We start from the raw sequence: 17,515 nt of genomic DNA, 5'->3' as shown, positions 1-17,515 counted from the left end.
ATCCTAGCAGCACTTGACACGGGGAATATTGTTGTAGTTATAGTTGCTCAGTCAGCCGTTGGGCTACTAAACAATCTTCTCCGAAGGAGAGCATCATGACCAGCAGCACCGAGGCGACTACCCGCGACTGGGAGGGCCTCACCATCCCGGCCCCCGGCACCTACCTCCTGGACGCCGCGCACAAGCGGGTCGGTTTCGTCGCGCGGCACATGATGGTCAGCAAGGTACGGGGTGAGTTCGCCGACGCCACCGCCACCATCACCGTCACCGACGACCCGCTGCAGTCCGCGGTCACCGCCAGCATCCAGGCCGCCAGCATCAACACCGCGCAGGCGGACCGGGACGCGCACCTGCGCAGCCCGGAGTTCCTCGACGCCGAGCAGTTCCCGACGCTGGAGTTCCGCAGCACCGGCGTGAAGTCCCGCGAGGGCAACGAGTTCGTGCTCGCCGGCGAGCTGACCGTCAAGGGCGTGACCCGTCCGGTGGACCTCGAGGTCGAGTTCGAGGGTGTCGGCCGCAGCCCGTTCGGGCAGGACATCTTCGGTTTCTCCGCGCACACCGAGATCGACCGGGAGGACTTCGGCCTGACCTGGAACGTCGCCCTGGAGACCGGTGGCGTCCTGGTCGGCCGCAAGGTCAAGATCGAGATCGAGGGCGAGGCCATCCGCCAGGGCTGAGCCGTCGCCAGGCCCACGGGCCCGCACCGTCGAACCCGACGGCGCGGGCCCGCCCTCGTATCCGGGGCCGTGCGGATTGTCACGTGATGTTCGCTGGTTACACGCGCTGCGCGAGGTGGCGGCGGGGTACAGGTGCAAACCTGCACCCGACCCCTGCTTCACCAGGGCCGGACGCACTTACGCAGATCACGTGGATGGTTCACAATGCGTTGCGGAACGCCAACGGTTCCGCCGCGCCGGCGCCGGGAGGACACATGGGCAGGGACGTCGAGCAGGGCGCCTTCTCCCGCGAGGATCGGGTCCGCTACCGGCAGAAGGTGCGTCGGTGCCTGGACGTCTTCGCGCTGATGCTGGACGACTTCGGCTTCGACGCCGACCGGCCGATGACCGGCCTGGAGATCGAGCTGAACCTGGTCGACACCGCCGCCGAGCCGGCCATGCGCAACGACCAGATCCTGGCCGACATCGCCGACCCGCTCTTCCAGACCGAGCTGGGCCAGTTCAACCTCGAACTGAACGCGTCGCCCCGGCTGATCGAGGGCACCGGGTTCACCGACTACGAGCAGGATCTGCGCAGCAGCCTCAGCCGCGCCGACGAGCGGGCCGCCAAGTCCGACGCCACCATCGTCATGGTCGGCATCCTGCCCACCCTCACCGAGCGTCACCTGGTCGCCGACAACCTCTCCACGGACGAGCGCTACCGGGTGCTCAACGACCAGATAGTCGGCGCCCGGGGCGAGGACATCGAACTGGACATCAACGGCGTCGAGCGGCTCCGTACGCACACCGACTCGATCGCGCCGGAGGCCGCCTGCACCAGCCTCCAGTTCCACCTCCAGGTCGCGCCGGACAGCTTCGCGGACCACTGGAACGCCTCCCAGGCGATCGCCGGCGTCCAGGTCGCCATCGGCGCCAACTCGCCGTTCCTCTATGGCCGTCAGCTCTGGGCGGAGACCCGGATCGCCCTGTTCCAGCAGGCCACCGACACCCGGCCGGACGAGTTGAAGGCCCAGGGCGTACGCCCGAGGGTCTGGTTCGGCGAGCGCTGGATCACCTCGATCTTCGACCTGTTCGAGGAGAACGTCCGCTACTTCCCGCCGCTGCTGCCGATCTGCGAGGAGGAGGACCCGGTCGAGGTGCTGCACGCCGGCGGCGTGCCCCAGCTCGGCGAGCTGCGGCTGCACAACGGGACCGTCTACCGCTGGAACCGCCCGGTCTACGACATCATGAACGACCGCCCGCACCTGCGGGTGGAGAACCGCGTGCTGCCCGCCGGCCCGACCGTGGTGGACATGCTCGCCAACGCCGCGCTCTACTTCGGCCTCGCCCGCGGCCTCGCCGAGGCGGAACGCCCCATCTGGAGCCAGCTCACGTTCAGCTCGGCCGAGGAGAACTTCCACGCCGCGGCCCGGCGCGGCATCGACGCGGTGCTGCACTGGCCGCGGCTCGGCGACGTGCCGGTCACCAGACTCGTCCTCGACACGCTGCTGCCGGTCGCCGCGCAGGGGCTGGACGGGTTCGGCGTCGCCCCGGCCGAGCGTGACCGCCTTCTCGGCGTGATCGAGGGACGCTGCCGTACCGCCCGCAACGGCGCGGTCTGGCAGACCGAGACGGTGTGGGCGGCCGAGCGGCACCGTGGCATGGACCGGAAGGCCGCGCTGCACCACATGGTTCAGCGCTACGCCGAACTGCAGCGCACCAACGAGCCCGTCCACACCTGGCCGGTCGACTGAGGTGTAAGGCGGGGCCCCCGCTCAACGCCTTCGGTACAGGAGGGGGCCCCGCTCAACGCGCCGGCGGGATCAGCGAGTACGGCGGCGGGCCTTCGGTTCGGTGGCGGGCGACGGCGGCACGACCGTGGCGTCCCCGGCCTCCGGTCCGTCGACACCGGGCCGGTCCGCGGCGGCGACCTGCGGAGCGTCCTCGGGCTGCCGCTGCTGGGGCACGGCTCTGCTCCGACGGGCGGCGGTCGTCCGCGCGGCGCCACCCGCCGGCGCGGCCTGCTCCTGCCCCGGCGTCGCGTCGCGACCTGAGCCGGTCACCGTCTCGCCTGCCGAGCCCGGCGTCGCCTCCGGGCCACGGTCGGCCGCACGTGCCGGTCCGCCGGGCGGACCCGACACCTCCGTCGGCGTCCGGCCAGCGTCCGGTCGGGTACCGGCGGAAGCCGCGGCATCGGCCGTCCCGGTTCCGTCAGGCGTCCCGGTCCCGCCGGACCCGCCGGGCTCGCCGCCCGGCCGCTTCCCGAGGACGGGTGCCGTGTCGGACCCGGCGTGACGGCGGAAGAACCGCCCCGCCGGCTTCGTCGCGGCCCCGACCGGCTCCGGCTGCCCGCCGGCCACCGCCTCTTCGCCGGCCACCGCCTCTTCGTCGGCCGGCTCCGGCGCCCCGGCGAGCTGGCCGGGCCCGGTCGGCGCAGCGCGGTCCGCGGCCCGCCGGTCGGTCCGCTGGGCCAGCGCGGCCATCAGGACCGAGCCGCCCACGCCGGCGATCACCGCGTACGGGGCGATCAGGTGGGCCGACAGCTGCTCGGCGGCGATCCCGGCCAGCCGCGGTACGGCCAGCAGATAGGCCAGTGCGACCAGCAGCGGACCGGCCGCACCGGAGGCGGTCGCGCCGACACGTGCCTGAGGCGACCGAACCGCACGCCGGGCGGCCAGCACTCCGATCAGCAGGGCGGCGCACAGGGAGAGCAGCGCACCCGGCCAGTAGAAGTAGTCACGGATCCAGAACCGGGCGCTGTCCGCGCTGATCTGCCAGATGCCGAGCTGGGCGGTGGTCAGGCCGCGGCCGGAGAGCACCCCGTCCACCACCGACACGACGGCGAGCAGCCAGAGCCAGCCGGTGGTGGCGATCAGGTTGGTGGCGGCGGCGCGGGTGTGCAGTGCCCAGGTCGCCAGCAGCACGCCGAGCACCAGCCCCGCGGCCGCGTACGCGGCGGCGACGGTCTGCGGCGCGGTGGTGTCCGGCACCCGGGCCGCCCGGGCCGGCACCGCCACCAGCAGCACGGTGACCAGTGCGCCGACACCGGCGGCCAGCGCGAGCCCGAGCCGGGGCAGCGCGCCGACCGGTTCGTCGCCGCCGCGCAGGCGCTGGGCGCACACGGCGCCGACGATGACCGAGGTCGCGGCGATCCAGGTGGCCCAGGCGAGGCTCGCCACCCAGGCCGACTCGACCCGCACGGCGCCGGTGGGCGCCCAGTTGATGATGCCGAGCCCGTAGCCGAAGCCGAGCTGCGCGGCGCCCGCGCCGGCAGCCACGCCGAGCGCGGCGGCGGTCGACCCTCCCCAGCCCCGTCTGGCCATGCGGGGCAGCGTAGCGTCCCGAGGTCGGCCCGGCGAGTCGTGGGAGCGACCGGCCGGGCGTGAGTGGCTTGGCGGCACCGGCTACGGTCGCCGATGACTGAGGCGGTGGACGCGATGACGGACGATCGGCAGCCGGTACGCGACGAGACCGGTCCGGGTCGGACCCGGCTGCTGGTCGGCGGCGGCCTGGCGGCGGTGCTGTTGGCGGTGATCGGCGCCGGCGCGGGTTGGGTGCTGGCCGGTGAGCCGGACCGGCCCACCGCCTCGTCCGGGGCCGCGCCACCGCCGGCCGCGCCGTCGTCCCGTCCCGCCGAGGTCACGCCCACCGAGGACCGGCCCGGCGAGGACCGCCCGACCGGTACGCGTTCGACCACCCCGACCGGGCTCACGGTGCCGGAGCTGGTGGGCACCGACTTCGAGCGGGCCCGGCAGGAGTTGCGCGACCGCAAGCTCGGCTGGCGGCTGGTGTTCGGCAGCGGCTCGGGCCGCGCCGTGGAACGCACCTCGCCGCGGTCCGGCGCGCCGGTCCGGCGCGGTGTCACGGTGACCGTCTGGGTCGTCGGGCCGGCACCGGCCGTCACCGTGCCCGACCTGGGCGGCCGGTCCTGTTCCGACGCGGCCGACGACCTGGTGGAGGCGGGGCTCTATCCCCGCTACCGCACCGGCCGCCAGGGGGCGGTCACCGCGCAGGAACCGGTCGCGGGGGGCACCGCCCGCTGGAACGATCAGGTCAGGCTGACCTGCGGAGCCGCGCCGTCCGCCCCGCCCACCGCCAGCGAGCTGCCGACGCCCTGACGGCCGACGGGGCGGGCCGGCGGGCCGGCGGGCAGGGCGGGCCGGCGCGCTGATCCCGGCCGGCCTGGCCGCGGCCCGTTACCGTGGACGTTCGAGGGCCGCGTGCCCCCGTCCCGGGTGGGGAAGGACGTGTGCCATGAGCGACGACCGTGAGGAGCCACCGGCCGGCGACGCGGACGCGACCCGGGCGATGCCCCGTGACGCGGCCGGCGGCGGTGCGGACGCGGACGCGACCCGGGCGATGCCGCGTAACGCGGCCGGCGGCGCGGGTGACTCGGACGCCACCCAGGCGATGCCGGGTGACCGTGGCGGGGACGCGACGCGGATCCAGCCCGGCGGGGCGGGCGAGGACGCGACCCGGCCGCTGCCCGGTGCAACGTCGCGACCTCTGGATGCCACCGGTCGGCAGGAGCCGGTCGGCGGTGGGGCCTGGTCGGGGCGGGCCGGGGTGCCGCCGCCACGACCGGCCGGCTATCCGGAGCCGGGTTCCGAGTGGTATGGCGACGAGCAGGCCGGCCGCCGCTGGTGGATGCCGATCCTGTTGGGCATCCTCGCCCTGATCCTGATCGGGTTGATCGCGGCCGGGGTCTGGCTGGCGCTGCGCGCCGCGGACCGCGACTCCGGTCCGGGCACGTCACCGTCGGCGGCGCCGAACACCTCGGCGCAGACGAGCGCCGCGCCGACCAGCGCGTCGCCGAGCAGTTCACCGCCGAGCACGCCGCCGACCACGACGGCGGCGGCGGAGGTGCCGATGCCCCCGCTGGTGGGGTTGCCGGAGACGGCCGCCCGGGCGGCGCTGGACCGGCTCGGCATCGACTACCGGGTGCAGCGCCGGCCGTCGGACCGGCCGGCCGGCACGGTGATCGCCACGGATCCGGAGGCCGGTTACTCGGTGAGCGAGGGCGAGCGGGTCACCCTCGTGGTGGCCGAGCCGGCGGAGCCCACCACCGGTGCGCCGACGACCGCCCGGACCACTCCGGGTTCCGCGCCGACCACCAGCGCCACGCCCTGACGTTCACCACTGACGGCGGCGGGTGCCGACCAGGCCGAGCCCGGCCAGCGAGATGGCGAGTCCGAGCAGGCCGGTGTAGAACAGCGACCGGCCGGGTTCGACCGGGTCGGTGGCGCGGTAGGCGAGCGAGCCCTCCCCGGCGCCGAGGCCCGCCGTACCGGGCGCGGGCGGTGCCTCGGCTCCGTCGGCCGCCGGCTCGTCCACGTCCGATCCGTCCTGCGCGGGTTGGTCCTGCGCGGGTTGGTCCTGCGCGGGTTCGGCGCCCGAGCGGGCGTCCTCCTCGGTCACGGTGATCTCCGGAGCGGGCACGGGTTCGGCCAGCTGCTGGGTGGCGGAGAAGGCCGGGTGGCGGACCACGACCGCGAGCGCGATGGCGACCCCGAGGAAGAGGAAGAGCCCGAGGGCGTAGCCGATGCGGGACCGGTGGTGCCGCCGCGCGGCGGGCAGATTGACCATGACCATCCCTGGTTCAGGGTCCGGGGCGCGCGGGGTGGAACGTGCCGGGGTGGGCGTACCGATTCTACGGCGACGGCACGCCCACCCGGCCGGGAATCGTGAGGTCAGCCCACCCGGACCGGGGTCCGTGCGATCGGCCGCCGGGCCGTGCGGACGGTGTGCTGACGAGGGACCGGCGCGGCCTGGACCTGCCGCAGCCCCTCCCGCTGTACGAAGATCGACCGTCGGTTGACCGCGTCCCCCGCCGCGTTCAACTCGTAGCCGTCGAGCCAGAGCCAACCGTCGTAGGTCGGCCAGTCGAGCACCCGGATCACCCGGAACATGATCGGTCGGAGGAACTGGACACTCGCCGCGCGCGTCACGTGCAGTACGTCACCGGAGCGGGGAAGCACATGGGCTCCTGGGAAGGTTCGGCCGGCGGCGGGGCCGGCGAGGCTGATCGGGGGTCGGGTGCGGTCCGGTGACGGGGGTGCTGCCTCGTGGACCGACGGTCGGTGGGTCGGTGCTGGTCGGGCCGTACCCGCGGTGGCGAACCGCCACCCGACCATCACCCGGCTGCTCCCGGTTACCGCTCCCGCCGCCGCAGCCGAGCCGGCGTGCAGCGGCGGGGTCTTCACTCCGGTGCAGGTCTCACGGCGCGGGACGGCTCCCCTCCGGCCGTCCCGCGAACCGTGGTGTCACCACGCCCGGAGATCAAGCGAAGACGGTGAGTAACCCGTGCCATACGGACAGACTGCATCAGCGGCGTGCGTCATGCAAGTTGCACGTCGAGTTTTGCCGATAGATGAGTGGGACACGTGAACGGGACGCTTGAAGCCTCAGGTGTCGGGACGGCACACTGGACGCCGGTTTCGCCCGTCGCGGCCGGTCGACGACCGGCACCACCCCCGCCGCGAACGCTTACCCGCCGGCCCCCGCAGCCGCGTACCGAGGAGTGCTCGTGAGCGAACGGCGCAGCCCGACCATCCGCCGGCGCCGTCTCGGGGCCGAACTCCGTCGGCAACGGGAAGCCGCCGGCATCACGATCGAGGTGGTCGCCGAGCAACTGGAGTGCTCGGCGTCCAAGGTCTCCCGGATCGAGACCGGGCACACCACCGCCACGCCCCGCGACGTGCGGGACATGCTCCGCATCTACGGGGTGGTCGGCGCGGAGAGCGACGAGCTGGTGCAGATCGCCCGCGAGGCGCGGCAGAAGGGCTGGTGGCATCCGTACAGCACGGTGCTGGTGGGCGCGTACGTCGGCCTGGAGGCGGCGGCCAGCTCGATCCGGGCGTACGAGCAGCAGGTCGTGCCCGGCCTGTTGGAGACCGAGGAGTACGCCGGCGCGATGATCCGCGCCGCCCGGCCGGACTTCACCGCGGAACAGATCGACCAACGGGTGCGTGTCCGACTGGGCCGTCAGTCGTTGTTGACGCAGGACGATCCGGTCGATCTGTGGGTGGTGCTCGATGAGGCGGTGCTGAGCCGGCCGGTTGGTGGCGACGCGGTCATGCGTGGTCAGCTCAAGCGGTTGGTGGAGGTGGCCGAACTGCCGAACGTGACGGTGCAGGTCCTGCCCTTCGAGGTGGGTGCGCACGCCGGCATGGACGGGACCTTCACGATCCTCAGCTTCCCCGAACCGAGTGATCCGGATGTCGTGTACGCGGAGAACGCCACGGGTGGGCTCTTCCTGGAGAAGAGCGACGAACTGCAGAAGTACAGCTTCATCTTCGATCACATTCGAGCAGCGGCCATACGACCGGAGGAGTCCGTCGCACACATCGCGAGACTGGCAGAGGAGCCGCTGTGGAAATGGCGACCAAGGAGTTCCCCGTGGACCTGACGCAGGCGACGTGGTTCAAGAGCTCGAAGAGCGGGCCGAACTGCGACAACTGCGTGGAGGTCGCTTATGTGACCGGGGCGGTCGGCGTCCGGGACTCGAAGGACAAGGCCGGCCCGGCCCTGGTCTTCGCCCCGGGTGACTGGCACGCCTTCGTCGTCGGCGCCAGGGGCGAGGCCTTCGGCCGGAGCTGATCGGCACCACCGGAGCATGGTCCCGCCCGGCAGCGTCGCCGGACGGGACCGTTTCGTCCCCCCGTACCACCGGAGCCCGACACCCGTCGCCAGTTCCGTTCCGCCTCGTTGAACCGCACGGATCGGCAACCGAACGAGGTAGGCGAGACGGATGACGACGATCGGTTCAGAGAATCTCACCAACGGCCCGGGCAAGCCCGAGCGGTTCGGTGGCAAGTATCGCGGGGCGCGCCGGGACACCGTCCTGACCGAGGTGGTCGCCGGTGACGGCGAGGAACTCGCCGGCCGGGACGCGGGCGCGCCGGAGCAGGCCGCCCCGGCGCTCTCCCTGCCGTCGCTCGACCCGAACCCGCTCACCGAGCCGTCCTTCCCGCCCAGCGGGTGGCCGATGGAGCAGCAGGAGTCCCTGGTGGACCATCCGCTGCTGCGCGGGCTGCTGCTGGAGCTGCCCCCGAAGGGCAGCGTGCCCCCGCCCGGCTGGTTGGACCGGTGGTTCGAGGCGACCCGGGCGATCCTGGAACTGCTATACGTGCAGGGCGCGAGCCGGATGCGCTGACACCGCCGGCGCCGCGCCGGCCGGCGGCATCGCCCGCTCGGCGAGCCGGTTGTGCCGCAGCGCGTGGCGTACCCCGATCGCGGCGACACCGAGCACCGCGACGGTGATCGTCGGCCCGGCCACCCCCGGCGCGGCGAACAGGTCGAGCCCGACCGCCGGAAGCATCGCCGCGAGCGCCGCCAGCGCGGTCGCCTGGAGTGGAAGCGCGATCAGCGGGTGCGCGGCGGCCGCCCGCAGTCCGTGCGGGGCCGGGGTGCCGGGCGCCGCGGCGAAGGCGCCCGCGCCGGCCCGCAGCCGCCGGACCCGGCGTACCGTGCAGCCCGCGACGAGCGCCGCCGGGGCCGCCGCGACGGCGAGCCCGGCGGCGGCCCGGTCCAGCGCCGTGTCGCCGGCGCTCTGCAGGCCCGCGACCAGAGCCGCCGCGGTGAGCGCGAGGCCGGTCAGCACCAGGGCGGACAACCATCCGGTACGCCGGCGCAGCGCCCGGGCGCGGTCCAGCCCGGGCAGGCCCTCCGCCACCAGCGCGGCGGCCAGCCAGACGGCGGCGACGGGGAGCAGCACGGCAAGACGGTCATCCATGGCCCCAGCCTCGCCCAGTTCGACGTCTACCGGATCGGGGACGGCACCCCTATCGACCCGGAACGTTCTCCCGTAGGGGACGTCGTCGGTCAGACGTCGAACGTGGTGAGGCGCTCGGTGGCCGGCGGCGGAGGGGTGGCCTTCCACAGGCCGGTCTTCTGCGCCGCCAGCCGGGCCAGGTAGGCCGGGTTGAGGATGACGTAGCGACGCCACAGCCGCTTCGGCTCCAGGCCGAGCCGCCAGAACCACTCCAGCCCGGCCCGCTGCATCCACGGTGGCGGGTTGCGCAGCAGCCCGGCGTGGTAGTCGAACGCCGCGCCGACGGCCATCAGCGGCATGTCCAGCAGCGGCCGCATGGCGTACGCGAAGACCTCCTGCCGGGGGCAGCCCAGGCCGACCAGGACGAGGCGGGCGCCGCTGCCGCGGATCCGGTCGGCGATCTCGACGTCCTCGCCGGGGGTGGCCGCCCGGAACTTGGACGGCTCGACCCCGGCGATCTTCAGCGCGGGGAACTTGCGCTCCAGCGCCGGGATCAGTCGGGCCAGGGTCTCCTCGGTGGAGCCGTAGAGATAGACCGGCAGCCCCTCGTCGGCGAACCGGGCGAGCACCCGCAGGGTCAGCTCCGGGCCGTAGACGCGGTCGGTGAGGCCGGCGCCGTGCAACAGGTTGAGCGCCCAGCGCACCGGCTGCCCGTCCGGGGTGACCACGTCGAACGAGTTGAGCCGGGCGTTGTGCGCCGGGTCGAGCACGCCGGTCATCACGCCGTGCACGGCCAGCGCGGTCAGGGCCAGCGGGCGACGCTCGCGGGCGGCGTCGACCACCGCCTCGGTGGCCCGGGCGTAGTCGGTGGCGTCCACCCCGACGCCGAGCACGTTGCGCTTGGTGTCGGCCGTCATGGCTTCGGCACCCACTTCTCGACGTTCGCCTCGTAGATCTCGCGGAGGATCATCGGCACGTCGTACGTGATCTTCCAGGCCGGGTAGTGCTCCTCGAACCGGGCCATGCTGCTGACGTACCACTGGTGGTCGCCGGTGCGGGCCTGCTCGACGTAGTTGATCTGCGCCTCGCGGCCGGTGATCTCCTGGGCGATCCGGAACGCCTCGATGTGCGAGGTGTTCGAGTGCCGGCCGCCACCGAGGTTGTAGACCTGGGCGGAGCGCGGCTCGCGGAAGAACGCCTCGAACGCGGTGAGCACGTCACGGGAGTGGATCGCGTCCCGGACCATCTTCCCCTGGTAGCCGAAGAGGTTGTACGTCCGGCCCTCCATCACGCACCGCATCAGGTACGCCAGGAAGCCGTGCAGTTCGGCGGCGGAGTGCGCCGGGCCGGTCAGCGTGCCGCCCCGGAAGCAGGCGGTCTTCATGTCGAAGTAGCGGCCGTACTCCTGGACCATCACGTCCGCGGCGACCTTCGAGGCGCCGAAGATCGAGTGCAGCGACTCGTCGATCGACATGTCCTCGGTGATGCCGCCGTACCAGTGGTGGTCCTCGGGCAGCTCGTAGCGGGTTTCCAGCTCGATCAGCGGCAGCGAGTTCGGCCGGTCGCCGTAGACCTTGTTTGTGGAACAGTGGATGAACGGCGCGTCGATCGCGTGCCGCCGGGTGTTCTCCAGCACGTTGAGCGTGCCGCCGGCGTTCACGTCGAAGTCGGTGTAGGGCTCCTTGGCGGCCCAGTCGTGGCTTGGCTGGGCGGCGCTGTGGATCACCACGGCGATGTCCCGGCCGTAGCGGGTGAACACCTTCTCCAGGCCGTCCCGGTCCCGGATGTCCACGGCGTGGTGGGTGTAGGCCGGTCCGAGGTCGGCGGCGAGCCGGTCGAGGCTCCAGGCGGTCGAGCCGTCCTCACCGAAGAAGTATCGCCGCATGTCGTTGTCGATGCCGACCACGTCGAGGCCGAGGCCGGCGAAGTGCCGGGCCGCCTCGGAGCCGATCAGACCGCCGGAACCGGTCACCAACGCGACACTCACACGCCACTCCTGGTCCATGGGAGGCAGGGAAACCATCGGAGCATAGCGTGACGTCCGGTACGCCCCGATACGGCGCGAGGGCCCCGCAGCCTGCGGAGCCCTCGTTCTGGTGGGGATGGGGGGAGTTGAACCCCCACGTCCTTTCGGACACACGGACCTGAACCGTGCGCGTCTGCCATTCCGCCACATCCCCGTGGCAAGACCCGGAATACCGTATCCCATCCCGTGCCCGCCTTCTGCGGCGGGTGCCGGGACATATTACGCTGTCCACTGGTCACGCCACGAGCGGTCACCGTCCGTGGCGGACGAAACTGTAGCACGCTCGCGGGCCCGGTCACGAACGGGCCGACGGCAGCCGGCCGAGCGGCGTGTGAGCTGCGGAGGCGGTGTCCGGATACCATCATTGCCTCGGGACCCGAGGAGGAGCCGGTGAGCGTGCTGCAACGCTTCGAGAAGCGTCTGGAAGGCCTGGTCGAGGGGGCCTTCGCCAAGGTCTTCAAAGGGGTGGTCCACCCCGTGGAGATCCTCAACGCCATGCAGCGGGAGGCCGAGGCGCACAAGGCGATCCTGGCCGGTGGGCGCACGTTGGTGCCCAACCGCTACGTGATCGATCTCTCGCCCTACGACCACAGTCGGTTGGCGCCGTACGCCGCCGCGCTGGCCCAGGAACTGGCCCAGTCGCAGGCGGAGTTCATCGGCGAGCAGGCCTGGACGGTCTACGGCGACGTGATCGTCGAGGTCGAACGTGGTGAGGGGCTGGACACCGGCATGTTCCGGGTCACCGCCGAGGTCTACACCGGCGGCGACGTCGCCCCGGTCTCCGCGCCCGGCGGCTACGACCAGGGCGGCGGTTACGACGCCGGCCCGGCGTACCCGGCCTACGACCAGGGCGGCGGCTACGGCCCCCCGCCCGGCCACGGCGGCGGTCGCAACGTCCGGCTGGTCTCCGGCGACGGCCGCACCTACCCGCTGCAGATGGGCTCGACCGTGATCGGCCGCGGCGACCAGGCCAACCTGCGCCTGCCCGACGTCGGCATCTCCCGGCGCCACGCCCGGCTGGACTTCGACGGCGGCCAGGTCGTGCTGACCGACCTCGGGTCCACGAACGGCACGATGGTCAACGGCCAGCGGGTCTCGGCGGTGGCCCTCAACCCGGGCGACATGATCCAGCTCGGCACCACGACGCTGACCTTCCGCGTGGACGGCTGATCCCCGTTGCCGGAGCTCGTCATCACCGTCGCCCGGTTCGGGTTCCTCATCCTGCTGTGGATCTTCGTCTTCACGGTGGTCGGCGTGATCCGCCGGGACCTCTTCGCGGGGGCCAGGTCGGGTCGGCTGGTGGCCGCGCCACGGGGGGTCGGCGCGTCGACCAGCCAGCCGCCGAGCGGCAAGCCCGCGAAGGTCAAGCGGGGTCGCGCCGCCCACCAGATGGTGGTCACCGCCGGTCAGCTGGCCGGCACCCGGATCACCCTCGGGGAGGCCCAGATCACCATCGGTCGGGCGGAGGACTCCACGCTGGTGATCACCGACGACTACGCCTCGGCCCGACACGCCCGGCTGGTCCCGCGCGACGGGCAGTGGTACGTCGAGGACCTCGGATCGACTAACGGCACCTACCTCGATCGCGCTAAGGTCACCGGACCAACCCCCGTCCCCCTCGGCGTGCCGATCCGGATCGGCCGCACTTCCCTCGAATTACGGCCATGACTCTGACCCTGCGCTACGCGGCCCACAGCGACCGCGGTCTGATCCGAGACGGTAATCAGGATTCCGTCTACGCCGGACCGCGGCTGCTCGCCGTTGCCGACGGCATGGGCGGCATGGCCGCCGGTGACGTCGCCAGCAACATCGTCATCGGTGCCATGGCGCCGCTCGACGAGGACGTCCCCGGTGACGCCCTGGTCGACGCGCTCCGATCCGCCGTGGGCACCGCCAACCAGCAGCTCCGCGACACCGTGGACGCCAACCCGCAGCTGGAGGGGATGGGCACGACGCTCACCGCGACCCTCTTCTCCGGCAGCAAGCTCGGGATGGTGCACATCGGTGACTCGCGGGCCTACCTCCTGCGCAACGGCGAGTTCGCGCAGATAACCAAGGACGACACCTACGTCCAGATGCTCGTCGACGAGGGCCGGATCAGCGCGGAGGAGGCGAGCAGCCACCCCCAGCGCTCGCTGCTCACCCGCGCGCTCGACGGCCGCGACGTCGACCCGGAGTACAGCGTCCGCCAGGTGCTGCCCGGTGACCGCTACCTGATCTGCTCGGACGGCCTCTCCGGCGTGGTCAGCGCGGACACCATCGGCGACACCATGCGGGAATACCCCGACCCGCAGCAGTGCGTGGAGCGTCTGGTGCAGCTCGCGCTGCGCGGCGGCGGCCCGGACAACATCACCGTGATCATCGCCGACGCGACCGACCAGGACATCGTCGAGGCGTCCCCGATCGTCGGCGGCGCCGCCGCCCGCGACCGGGGGATGGCCACGTCGGCCGACAACTCCACCCCGGCGGCCCGCGCCTCGGCGCTGTCCGCGCCGCGTCCGCCCGCTCCCGAGGAGCCGGCCGACAACCGCGACGACGAGCCCGAGCAGCGTCGACGCCGGCCACTGCGGACGGTGGCGATGGTGCTCGCGCTGGCGGTCATCGTCGGTGGCGGCGTCTTCGGCGGCTGGACCTACACCCAGCGGCAGTACTACGTCGGCGCCACCGACGACGGCCAGCTCGCGGTCTTCCGCGGGGTCCCCGGCCAGGTCGCCGGGCTCGACCTGTCGGACGTGCACGCGCGCAGCGGATCCCGGCTCGACGACCTCACCCTGGCCGCCCAGGAGCGGGTGAAGCAGGGCATCCAGGCCAAGAGCGAACCGGATGCCGAGCGCCGGCTGGCCGAGTTGACGAGCGACGACCCGGCCAACCCGAACCTCAAGCCGCTCTGCCCGCCCGGCCCGACGCCCGGCACGCCCGGTCCCACCCCGGGGGCGACCGCCGGCGCGCTGAGCCCGGCGGCCACCGGCACGCCCGTCCCGCCGACCCCGGCGTCGGGCACGCCGACGCCCGCGCCGACGTTGACCATCACGCCCGACGCCGTACCCTCCGACACCGACGCGCCGGCCGATCCCGCCGGTTGCCGGTTGCCGGAGTGAGCGCCGGCTCGATCCCGAGGACGCATCCGTGACCGCAGCCGCCGTACCGGCAGCCTCGCCCGCCTCGACGGGCGAGCAGTCCGGCGTACGCCTGGCCCGGTCCCGGCGTAACGCCGAGTTGTCCCTGCTCCTGCTGGCCATGGTGCTGGTGGCGGCATACGCGGCGATGGTCGAGGCGAAGGCGCTGGACACGATCACACCGGATTTCTGGATCCCGGCCGCCGCGCTGGGGCTGGTCTTCCTGGGCCTGCACCTGGTGATCAGGTGGCTGGCGCCGTTCGCCGATCCGGCGTTGCTGCCGGCGGTGGCGCTGCTCAACGGCATCGGGGTCGGCTTCCTGCGGCGGTACGACCTGGCCCAGGCCGCGCCGGCGGAGCGGGCCGACCTGGCCATCTTCGCCGGCACCGGTGGCCGTCAGCTCGCCTGGACGCTCGCCGCGGTGGTGCTCGCCGCCGCGCTGTTGGCGATCCTGCGTGACCACCGCACGCTGTCGCGCTACGCGTACACGTTGGGGCTGGCCGGCATCGTGCTGGTGATGATCCCGGCGATCCTGCCCGGCCGGTTCTCCGAGATCAACGGCGCCAAGCTGTGGATCCGGGTCGGCGGGTTCCAGATCCAACCGGGTGAGTTCGCCAAGCTTGCCCTGCTCACGTTCTTCGCCTACTACCTGGTGCGCAAGCGCGAGGTGCTCTCGCTGGCCAGCCGGCGGGTGCTGGGCGTCGACTTCCCGCGCGGGCGGGACCTCGGCCCGGTCCTGGTGGTCTGGCTGATCAGCATCCTGGTGCTGGTCTTCGAGAAGGACCTGGGCACCTCACTGCTCTACTTCGGCATGTTCGTGGTGACGCTCTACATCGCCACCGAGCGGGTCAGCTGGCTGCTCATCGGTCTGCTCCTGTTCTTCGGCGGCGCCTACCTGGCCTATCTGCTGGGCAGCACGGTGGGTGGACCGTTCGCCAACTTCTACGACCGGGCGCAGATCTGGCTCGACCCGTTCGCGGAGCCGTACGACCGGGGTTACCAGCTCGTCCAGGGTCTGCTCACGCTCGGCACCGGCGGCCTCTTCGGGGCCGGGCCGGGTGGTGGTCAGCCGACGCTGCTGCCCGAGGTGCAGACCGACTTCATCTTCGCCGGCATCGGTGAGGAGATCGGCCTGTTCGGGCTCTCCGCGCTGCTGGTGGTCTATCTGCTGATCGTCGAGCGGGGCCTGCGCGCCGCGCTGGCGGTGCGGGACTCGTTCGGCAAGCTGCTCGCCGGCGGTCTGGCGTTCACCCTGGGCCTGCAGGTCTTCGTCATCGTCGGCGGCATCAGCAAGCTCATCCCGCTGACCGGCCAGACCACCCCGTTCCTCTCCGCCGGCGGCTCCTCGCTGATGGCGAACTGGCTGCTGATCGCGGTGCTGCTGCGGGTCTCCGACGGCGCCCGCCAGCCGACGACCGGTGGTCGCGGTCCGGCCGCCCGGCCCGCCGGTGGCCCGCCCGAGCAGCTGCACGGCGCCCCCACGGAGGTGATCCGGCCGTGAACGCACCCCTGCGTCGCGTCGGTGTGGTCGTGATGATCCTGTTCGGGTTGCTCTTCGCGAACCTCAACTGGATCCAGGCCTACAAGGCCGACGAATACCGGACCAGCGACTACAACGGCCGGGTCCAGGTCGCCGAGTACGACCGCAAGCGCGGCAACATCGAGGTCGGCGGCACCGCGTACGCGCTGAGCAAGGAGACCGGCGGCGAGCTGAAGTACCTGCGCACCTACCCCGAGGGGGAGATGTACGCGCACGTGCTCGGCTGGAAGCCGGTGAACGGCAGCGCGAGCGGCATCGAGCGGGTGGAGAACGACTTCCTCGCCGGCACCAGCGACGCGCTCATCGCCAACCGGATCAAGGACATGTTCACCGGTGACGAGACCGGTGGCGGCAATGTGCTGCTGACTCTCTCCAAGCGGGCTCAGGAGACGGCGTTCAAGCAGCTCAACGACAATCAGGTCGGGGCGAAGAAGGGCGCCGCGATCGCGATTGACCCGCGTACCGGCGCGGTGCAGGCGCTGGTCTCGATGCCGAGCTTCGACCCGAACCCGCTGGCCAGCCACTCGAGCGCGGAGGCCGACCGGGCCTACAACACGCTGGAGAAGGACAAGGACCGGCCGCTGGCCAACCGGGCGCTCGCCGAGACGCTGCCGCCCGGCTCCACCTTCAAGGTCATCATGGCCGCCGCGGCGCTGGAGAACGGCATCGGCCAGCAGACCCAGATCCCGGCCGGGTCGAGCTACACCCCGCCGACCTCCGGGTCGCCGATCAAGAACGCGGCGCCGTCGATCTGCCCGGAGTCGCAGGTGACCCTGCGGGAAGCGGTGACCGAGTCCTGCAACACCGGCTTCGCGCAGCTCGGGGTGCGCCTCGGCGCGGACAAGGTCAAGGAGAAGGCGAAGCAGTTCGGCTTCGAGCAGGAGGACCTCACGGTCGGCCAGACCGGCGAGGGTGGCCTGCCGGTGGCGGCCAGCCGCACGGGCGACATGCAGAACCCGGACGGCAGCACCGACCCCGCCGCGCTGGCGCAGTCGTCGATCGGCCAGAACAACGTGCGGATGACGCCGTTGCAGGGCGCGCTGATCGCCGCCGCGGTGGCCAACGGCGGCAGCCAGATGCGTCCGTACCTGGTGAAGCAGCTGCTCGGACCGGACCGCACCACGGTCTACGACGCCGCCAAGCCGCGCGAGCTGCGCCGCCCGGTCAGCGGCCAGGTCGCCGCCGACCTGCGCTCGATGATGCAGAACGTGGTGAAGGAGGGCACCGGTCGCCGGGCCGACATCGACGGCTACGTGGTCGGTGGCAAGACCGGCACCGCCCAGTCCGGCCCGGACACGCCGGACCACGGCTGGTTCATCGGCTTCGCCCTGGACAAGAACGGCACCCCGCTCTCCGCGGTCTGCGTGGAGCTGGAGCAGGCCGGCAGCGGCGGCAGCGCCGAGGCGGCCCGGATCGCCGGCCGGATCATGGCGGCGGCCATCCAGGATTCCGGGAGGCGCTGAC

Annotated in this window: 18 protein-coding genes and 1 tRNA gene; 12 read left to right on the top strand and 7 right to left on the bottom strand. The window is 72.6% G+C overall.

Annotated features, from left to right (window positions below):
* The first annotated feature begins 95 nt into the window (after positions 1-95).
* Together ACGFI2_RS13935 and ACGFI2_RS13930 are read left to right on the top strand one after the other, a co-directional pair.
* On the top strand, positions 96-677 hold the full coding sequence (locus tag ACGFI2_RS13935) for a YceI family protein (RefSeq protein ID WP_393515691.1): 582 nt from the start codon (positions 96-98) through the stop codon (positions 675-677).
* Between the two features lie 254 nt (positions 678-931).
* On the top strand, positions 932-2,410 hold the full coding sequence (locus tag ACGFI2_RS13930) for a glutamate--cysteine ligase (protein WP_393515688.1): 1,479 nt from the start codon (positions 932-934) through the stop codon (positions 2,408-2,410).
* Positions 2,411-2,479: 69 nt separating this feature from the next.
* Here ACGFI2_RS13930 and ACGFI2_RS13925 read toward each other — a convergent pair whose 3' ends face one another.
* Positions 2,480-3,979 carry a hypothetical protein gene (locus tag ACGFI2_RS13925; RefSeq protein ID WP_393515685.1) on the bottom strand — a complete coding sequence of 500 codons (1,500 nt, stop codon included), beginning with the start codon at positions 3,977-3,979 and terminating at the stop codon, positions 2,480-2,482.
* A 93-nt stretch (positions 3,980-4,072) separates the two neighbouring features.
* On the opposite strand from ACGFI2_RS13925, the gene ACGFI2_RS13920 reads away from it, so the two are divergent.
* Positions 4,073-4,774, top strand: coding sequence for a PASTA domain-containing protein (locus tag ACGFI2_RS13920; protein ID WP_393515682.1), 702 nt, complete (start codon positions 4,073-4,075; stop codon positions 4,772-4,774).
* A 136-nt stretch (positions 4,775-4,910) separates the two neighbouring features.
* Positions 4,911-5,786 carry a PASTA domain-containing protein gene (locus tag ACGFI2_RS13915; RefSeq protein ID WP_393515679.1) on the top strand — a complete coding sequence of 292 codons (876 nt, stop codon included), beginning with the start codon at positions 4,911-4,913 and terminating at the stop codon, positions 5,784-5,786.
* Positions 5,787-5,789: 3 nt separating this feature from the next.
* Here ACGFI2_RS13915 and ACGFI2_RS13910 read toward each other — a convergent pair whose 3' ends face one another.
* Both ACGFI2_RS13910 and ACGFI2_RS13905 read right to left on the bottom strand, forming a co-directional pair.
* Positions 5,790-6,248: a hypothetical protein gene (locus ACGFI2_RS13910; protein WP_393515676.1), complete on the bottom strand. Its 459-nt coding sequence runs from the start codon at positions 6,246-6,248 to the stop codon at positions 5,790-5,792.
* A 98-nt stretch (positions 6,249-6,346) separates the two neighbouring features.
* Positions 6,347-6,634 (bottom strand): hypothetical protein, encoded by a 288-nt coding sequence (locus tag ACGFI2_RS13905; RefSeq protein ID WP_393515673.1) that lies wholly within the window; start codon positions 6,632-6,634, stop codon positions 6,347-6,349.
* Positions 6,635-7,182: 548 nt separating this feature from the next.
* Between ACGFI2_RS13905 and ACGFI2_RS13900 the strand changes: the two genes are divergently transcribed.
* The 3 genes from ACGFI2_RS13900 (at position 7,183) to ACGFI2_RS13890 (ending at position 8,811) form a co-directional block, all read left to right on the top strand.
* On the top strand, positions 7,183-8,064 hold the full coding sequence (locus ACGFI2_RS13900; protein ID WP_393515670.1) for a helix-turn-helix domain-containing protein: 882 nt from the start codon (positions 7,183-7,185) through the stop codon (positions 8,062-8,064).
* Entirely contained in the window at positions 8,034-8,255 is a 222-nt protein-coding gene (locus ACGFI2_RS13895) for a DUF397 domain-containing protein (protein ID WP_393515667.1), read from the top strand. The genes ACGFI2_RS13900 and ACGFI2_RS13895 overlap by 31 nt, the downstream gene beginning before the upstream one ends.
* 151 nt (positions 8,256-8,406) lie before the next feature.
* Positions 8,407-8,811, top strand: coding sequence for a hypothetical protein (locus ACGFI2_RS13890; protein ID WP_393515664.1), 405 nt, complete (start codon positions 8,407-8,409; stop codon positions 8,809-8,811).
* Here the strand turns inward: ACGFI2_RS13890 and ACGFI2_RS13885 are convergent.
* From ACGFI2_RS13885 to ACGFI2_RS13870, 4 genes are all read right to left on the bottom strand, one after another.
* The gene (locus ACGFI2_RS13885) at positions 8,779-9,390 is read right to left on the bottom strand and encodes a hypothetical protein (protein ID WP_393515661.1); all 612 of its coding nucleotides are present in this window, start codon (positions 9,388-9,390) and stop codon (positions 8,779-8,781) included. The genes ACGFI2_RS13890 and ACGFI2_RS13885 overlap by 33 nt on opposite strands.
* Positions 9,391-9,479: 89 nt before the next feature.
* On the bottom strand, positions 9,480-10,286 hold the full coding sequence (locus tag ACGFI2_RS13880) for a WecB/TagA/CpsF family glycosyltransferase (RefSeq protein ID WP_393515658.1): 807 nt from the start codon (positions 10,284-10,286) through the stop codon (positions 9,480-9,482).
* The gene (locus ACGFI2_RS13875) at positions 10,283-11,392 is read right to left on the bottom strand and encodes an NAD-dependent epimerase/dehydratase family protein (RefSeq protein ID WP_393515655.1); all 1,110 of its coding nucleotides are present in this window, start codon (positions 11,390-11,392) and stop codon (positions 10,283-10,285) included. The genes ACGFI2_RS13880 and ACGFI2_RS13875 overlap by 4 nt, the downstream gene beginning before the upstream one ends.
* A gap of 71 nt (positions 11,393-11,463) precedes the next feature.
* Positions 11,464-11,549, bottom strand: a tRNA-Leu gene (locus ACGFI2_RS13870).
* Between the two features lie 209 nt (positions 11,550-11,758).
* Between ACGFI2_RS13870 and ACGFI2_RS13865 the strand changes: the two genes are divergently transcribed.
* Genes ACGFI2_RS13865 through ACGFI2_RS13845 form a run of 5 tightly spaced genes read left to right on the top strand, consistent with a single transcriptional unit; the run spans position 11,759 to position 17,514 of the window.
* Positions 11,759-12,565: an FhaA domain-containing protein gene (locus ACGFI2_RS13865; RefSeq protein ID WP_393515847.1), complete on the top strand. Its 807-nt coding sequence runs from the start codon at positions 11,759-11,761 to the stop codon at positions 12,563-12,565.
* Between the two features lie 6 nt (positions 12,566-12,571).
* A complete protein-coding gene (locus tag ACGFI2_RS13860) occupies positions 12,572-13,063 on the top strand; it encodes an FHA domain-containing protein (RefSeq protein ID WP_091062019.1) in 492 nt (163 codons plus the stop codon).
* Positions 13,060-14,493: a PP2C family protein-serine/threonine phosphatase gene (locus ACGFI2_RS13855; RefSeq protein WP_393515651.1), complete on the top strand. Its 1,434-nt coding sequence runs from the start codon at positions 13,060-13,062 to the stop codon at positions 14,491-14,493. The genes ACGFI2_RS13860 and ACGFI2_RS13855 overlap by 4 nt, the downstream gene beginning before the upstream one ends.
* Positions 14,494-14,521: 28 nt before the next feature.
* Positions 14,522-16,012 carry an FtsW/RodA/SpoVE family cell cycle protein gene (locus tag ACGFI2_RS13850; RefSeq protein WP_393515648.1) on the top strand — a complete coding sequence of 497 codons (1,491 nt, stop codon included), beginning with the start codon at positions 14,522-14,524 and terminating at the stop codon, positions 16,010-16,012.
* Entirely contained in the window at positions 16,009-17,514 is a 1,506-nt protein-coding gene (locus ACGFI2_RS13845; protein ID WP_393515645.1) for a peptidoglycan D,D-transpeptidase FtsI family protein, read from the top strand. The genes ACGFI2_RS13850 and ACGFI2_RS13845 overlap by 4 nt, the downstream gene beginning before the upstream one ends.
* Position 17,515 lies beyond the last annotated feature (1 nt).

This window comes from Micromonospora sp. NPDC049282, from assembly GCF_043197045.1.
GTDB lineage: Bacteria > Actinomycetota > Actinomycetes > Mycobacteriales > Micromonosporaceae > Micromonospora.
Note: the sequence above shows the minus strand (reverse complement) of the source record. Positions and strands in the feature narration are given on the sequence as shown.

Coding starts and splice junctions, on each gene's coding strand:
- ACGFI2_RS13935 (WP_393515691.1), top strand. CDS start 96: ATGACCAGCAGCACCGAGGCGACTACCCGCGACTGGGAGGGCCTCACC.
- ACGFI2_RS13930 (WP_393515688.1), top strand. CDS start 932: ATGGGCAGGGACGTCGAGCAGGGCGCCTTCTCCCGCGAGGATCGGGTC.
- ACGFI2_RS13925 (WP_393515685.1), bottom strand. CDS start 3,979: ATGGCCAGACGGGGCTGGGGAGGGTCGACCGCCGCCGCGCTCGGCGTG.
- ACGFI2_RS13920 (WP_393515682.1), top strand. CDS start 4,073: ATGACTGAGGCGGTGGACGCGATGACGGACGATCGGCAGCCGGTACGC.
- ACGFI2_RS13915 (WP_393515679.1), top strand. CDS start 4,911: ATGAGCGACGACCGTGAGGAGCCACCGGCCGGCGACGCGGACGCGACC.
- ACGFI2_RS13910 (WP_393515676.1), bottom strand. CDS start 6,248: ATGGTCATGGTCAATCTGCCCGCCGCGCGGCGGCACCACCGGTCCCGC.
- ACGFI2_RS13895 (WP_393515667.1), top strand. CDS start 8,034: ATGGCGACCAAGGAGTTCCCCGTGGACCTGACGCAGGCGACGTGGTTC.
- ACGFI2_RS13890 (WP_393515664.1), top strand. CDS start 8,407: ATGACGACGATCGGTTCAGAGAATCTCACCAACGGCCCGGGCAAGCCC.
- ACGFI2_RS13885 (WP_393515661.1), bottom strand. CDS start 9,390: ATGGATGACCGTCTTGCCGTGCTGCTCCCCGTCGCCGCCGTCTGGCTG.
- ACGFI2_RS13880 (WP_393515658.1), bottom strand. CDS start 10,286: ATGACGGCCGACACCAAGCGCAACGTGCTCGGCGTCGGGGTGGACGCC.
- ACGFI2_RS13875 (WP_393515655.1), bottom strand. CDS start 11,392: ATGGTTTCCCTGCCTCCCATGGACCAGGAGTGGCGTGTGAGTGTCGCG.
- ACGFI2_RS13855 (WP_393515651.1), top strand. CDS start 13,060: ATGACTCTGACCCTGCGCTACGCGGCCCACAGCGACCGCGGTCTGATC.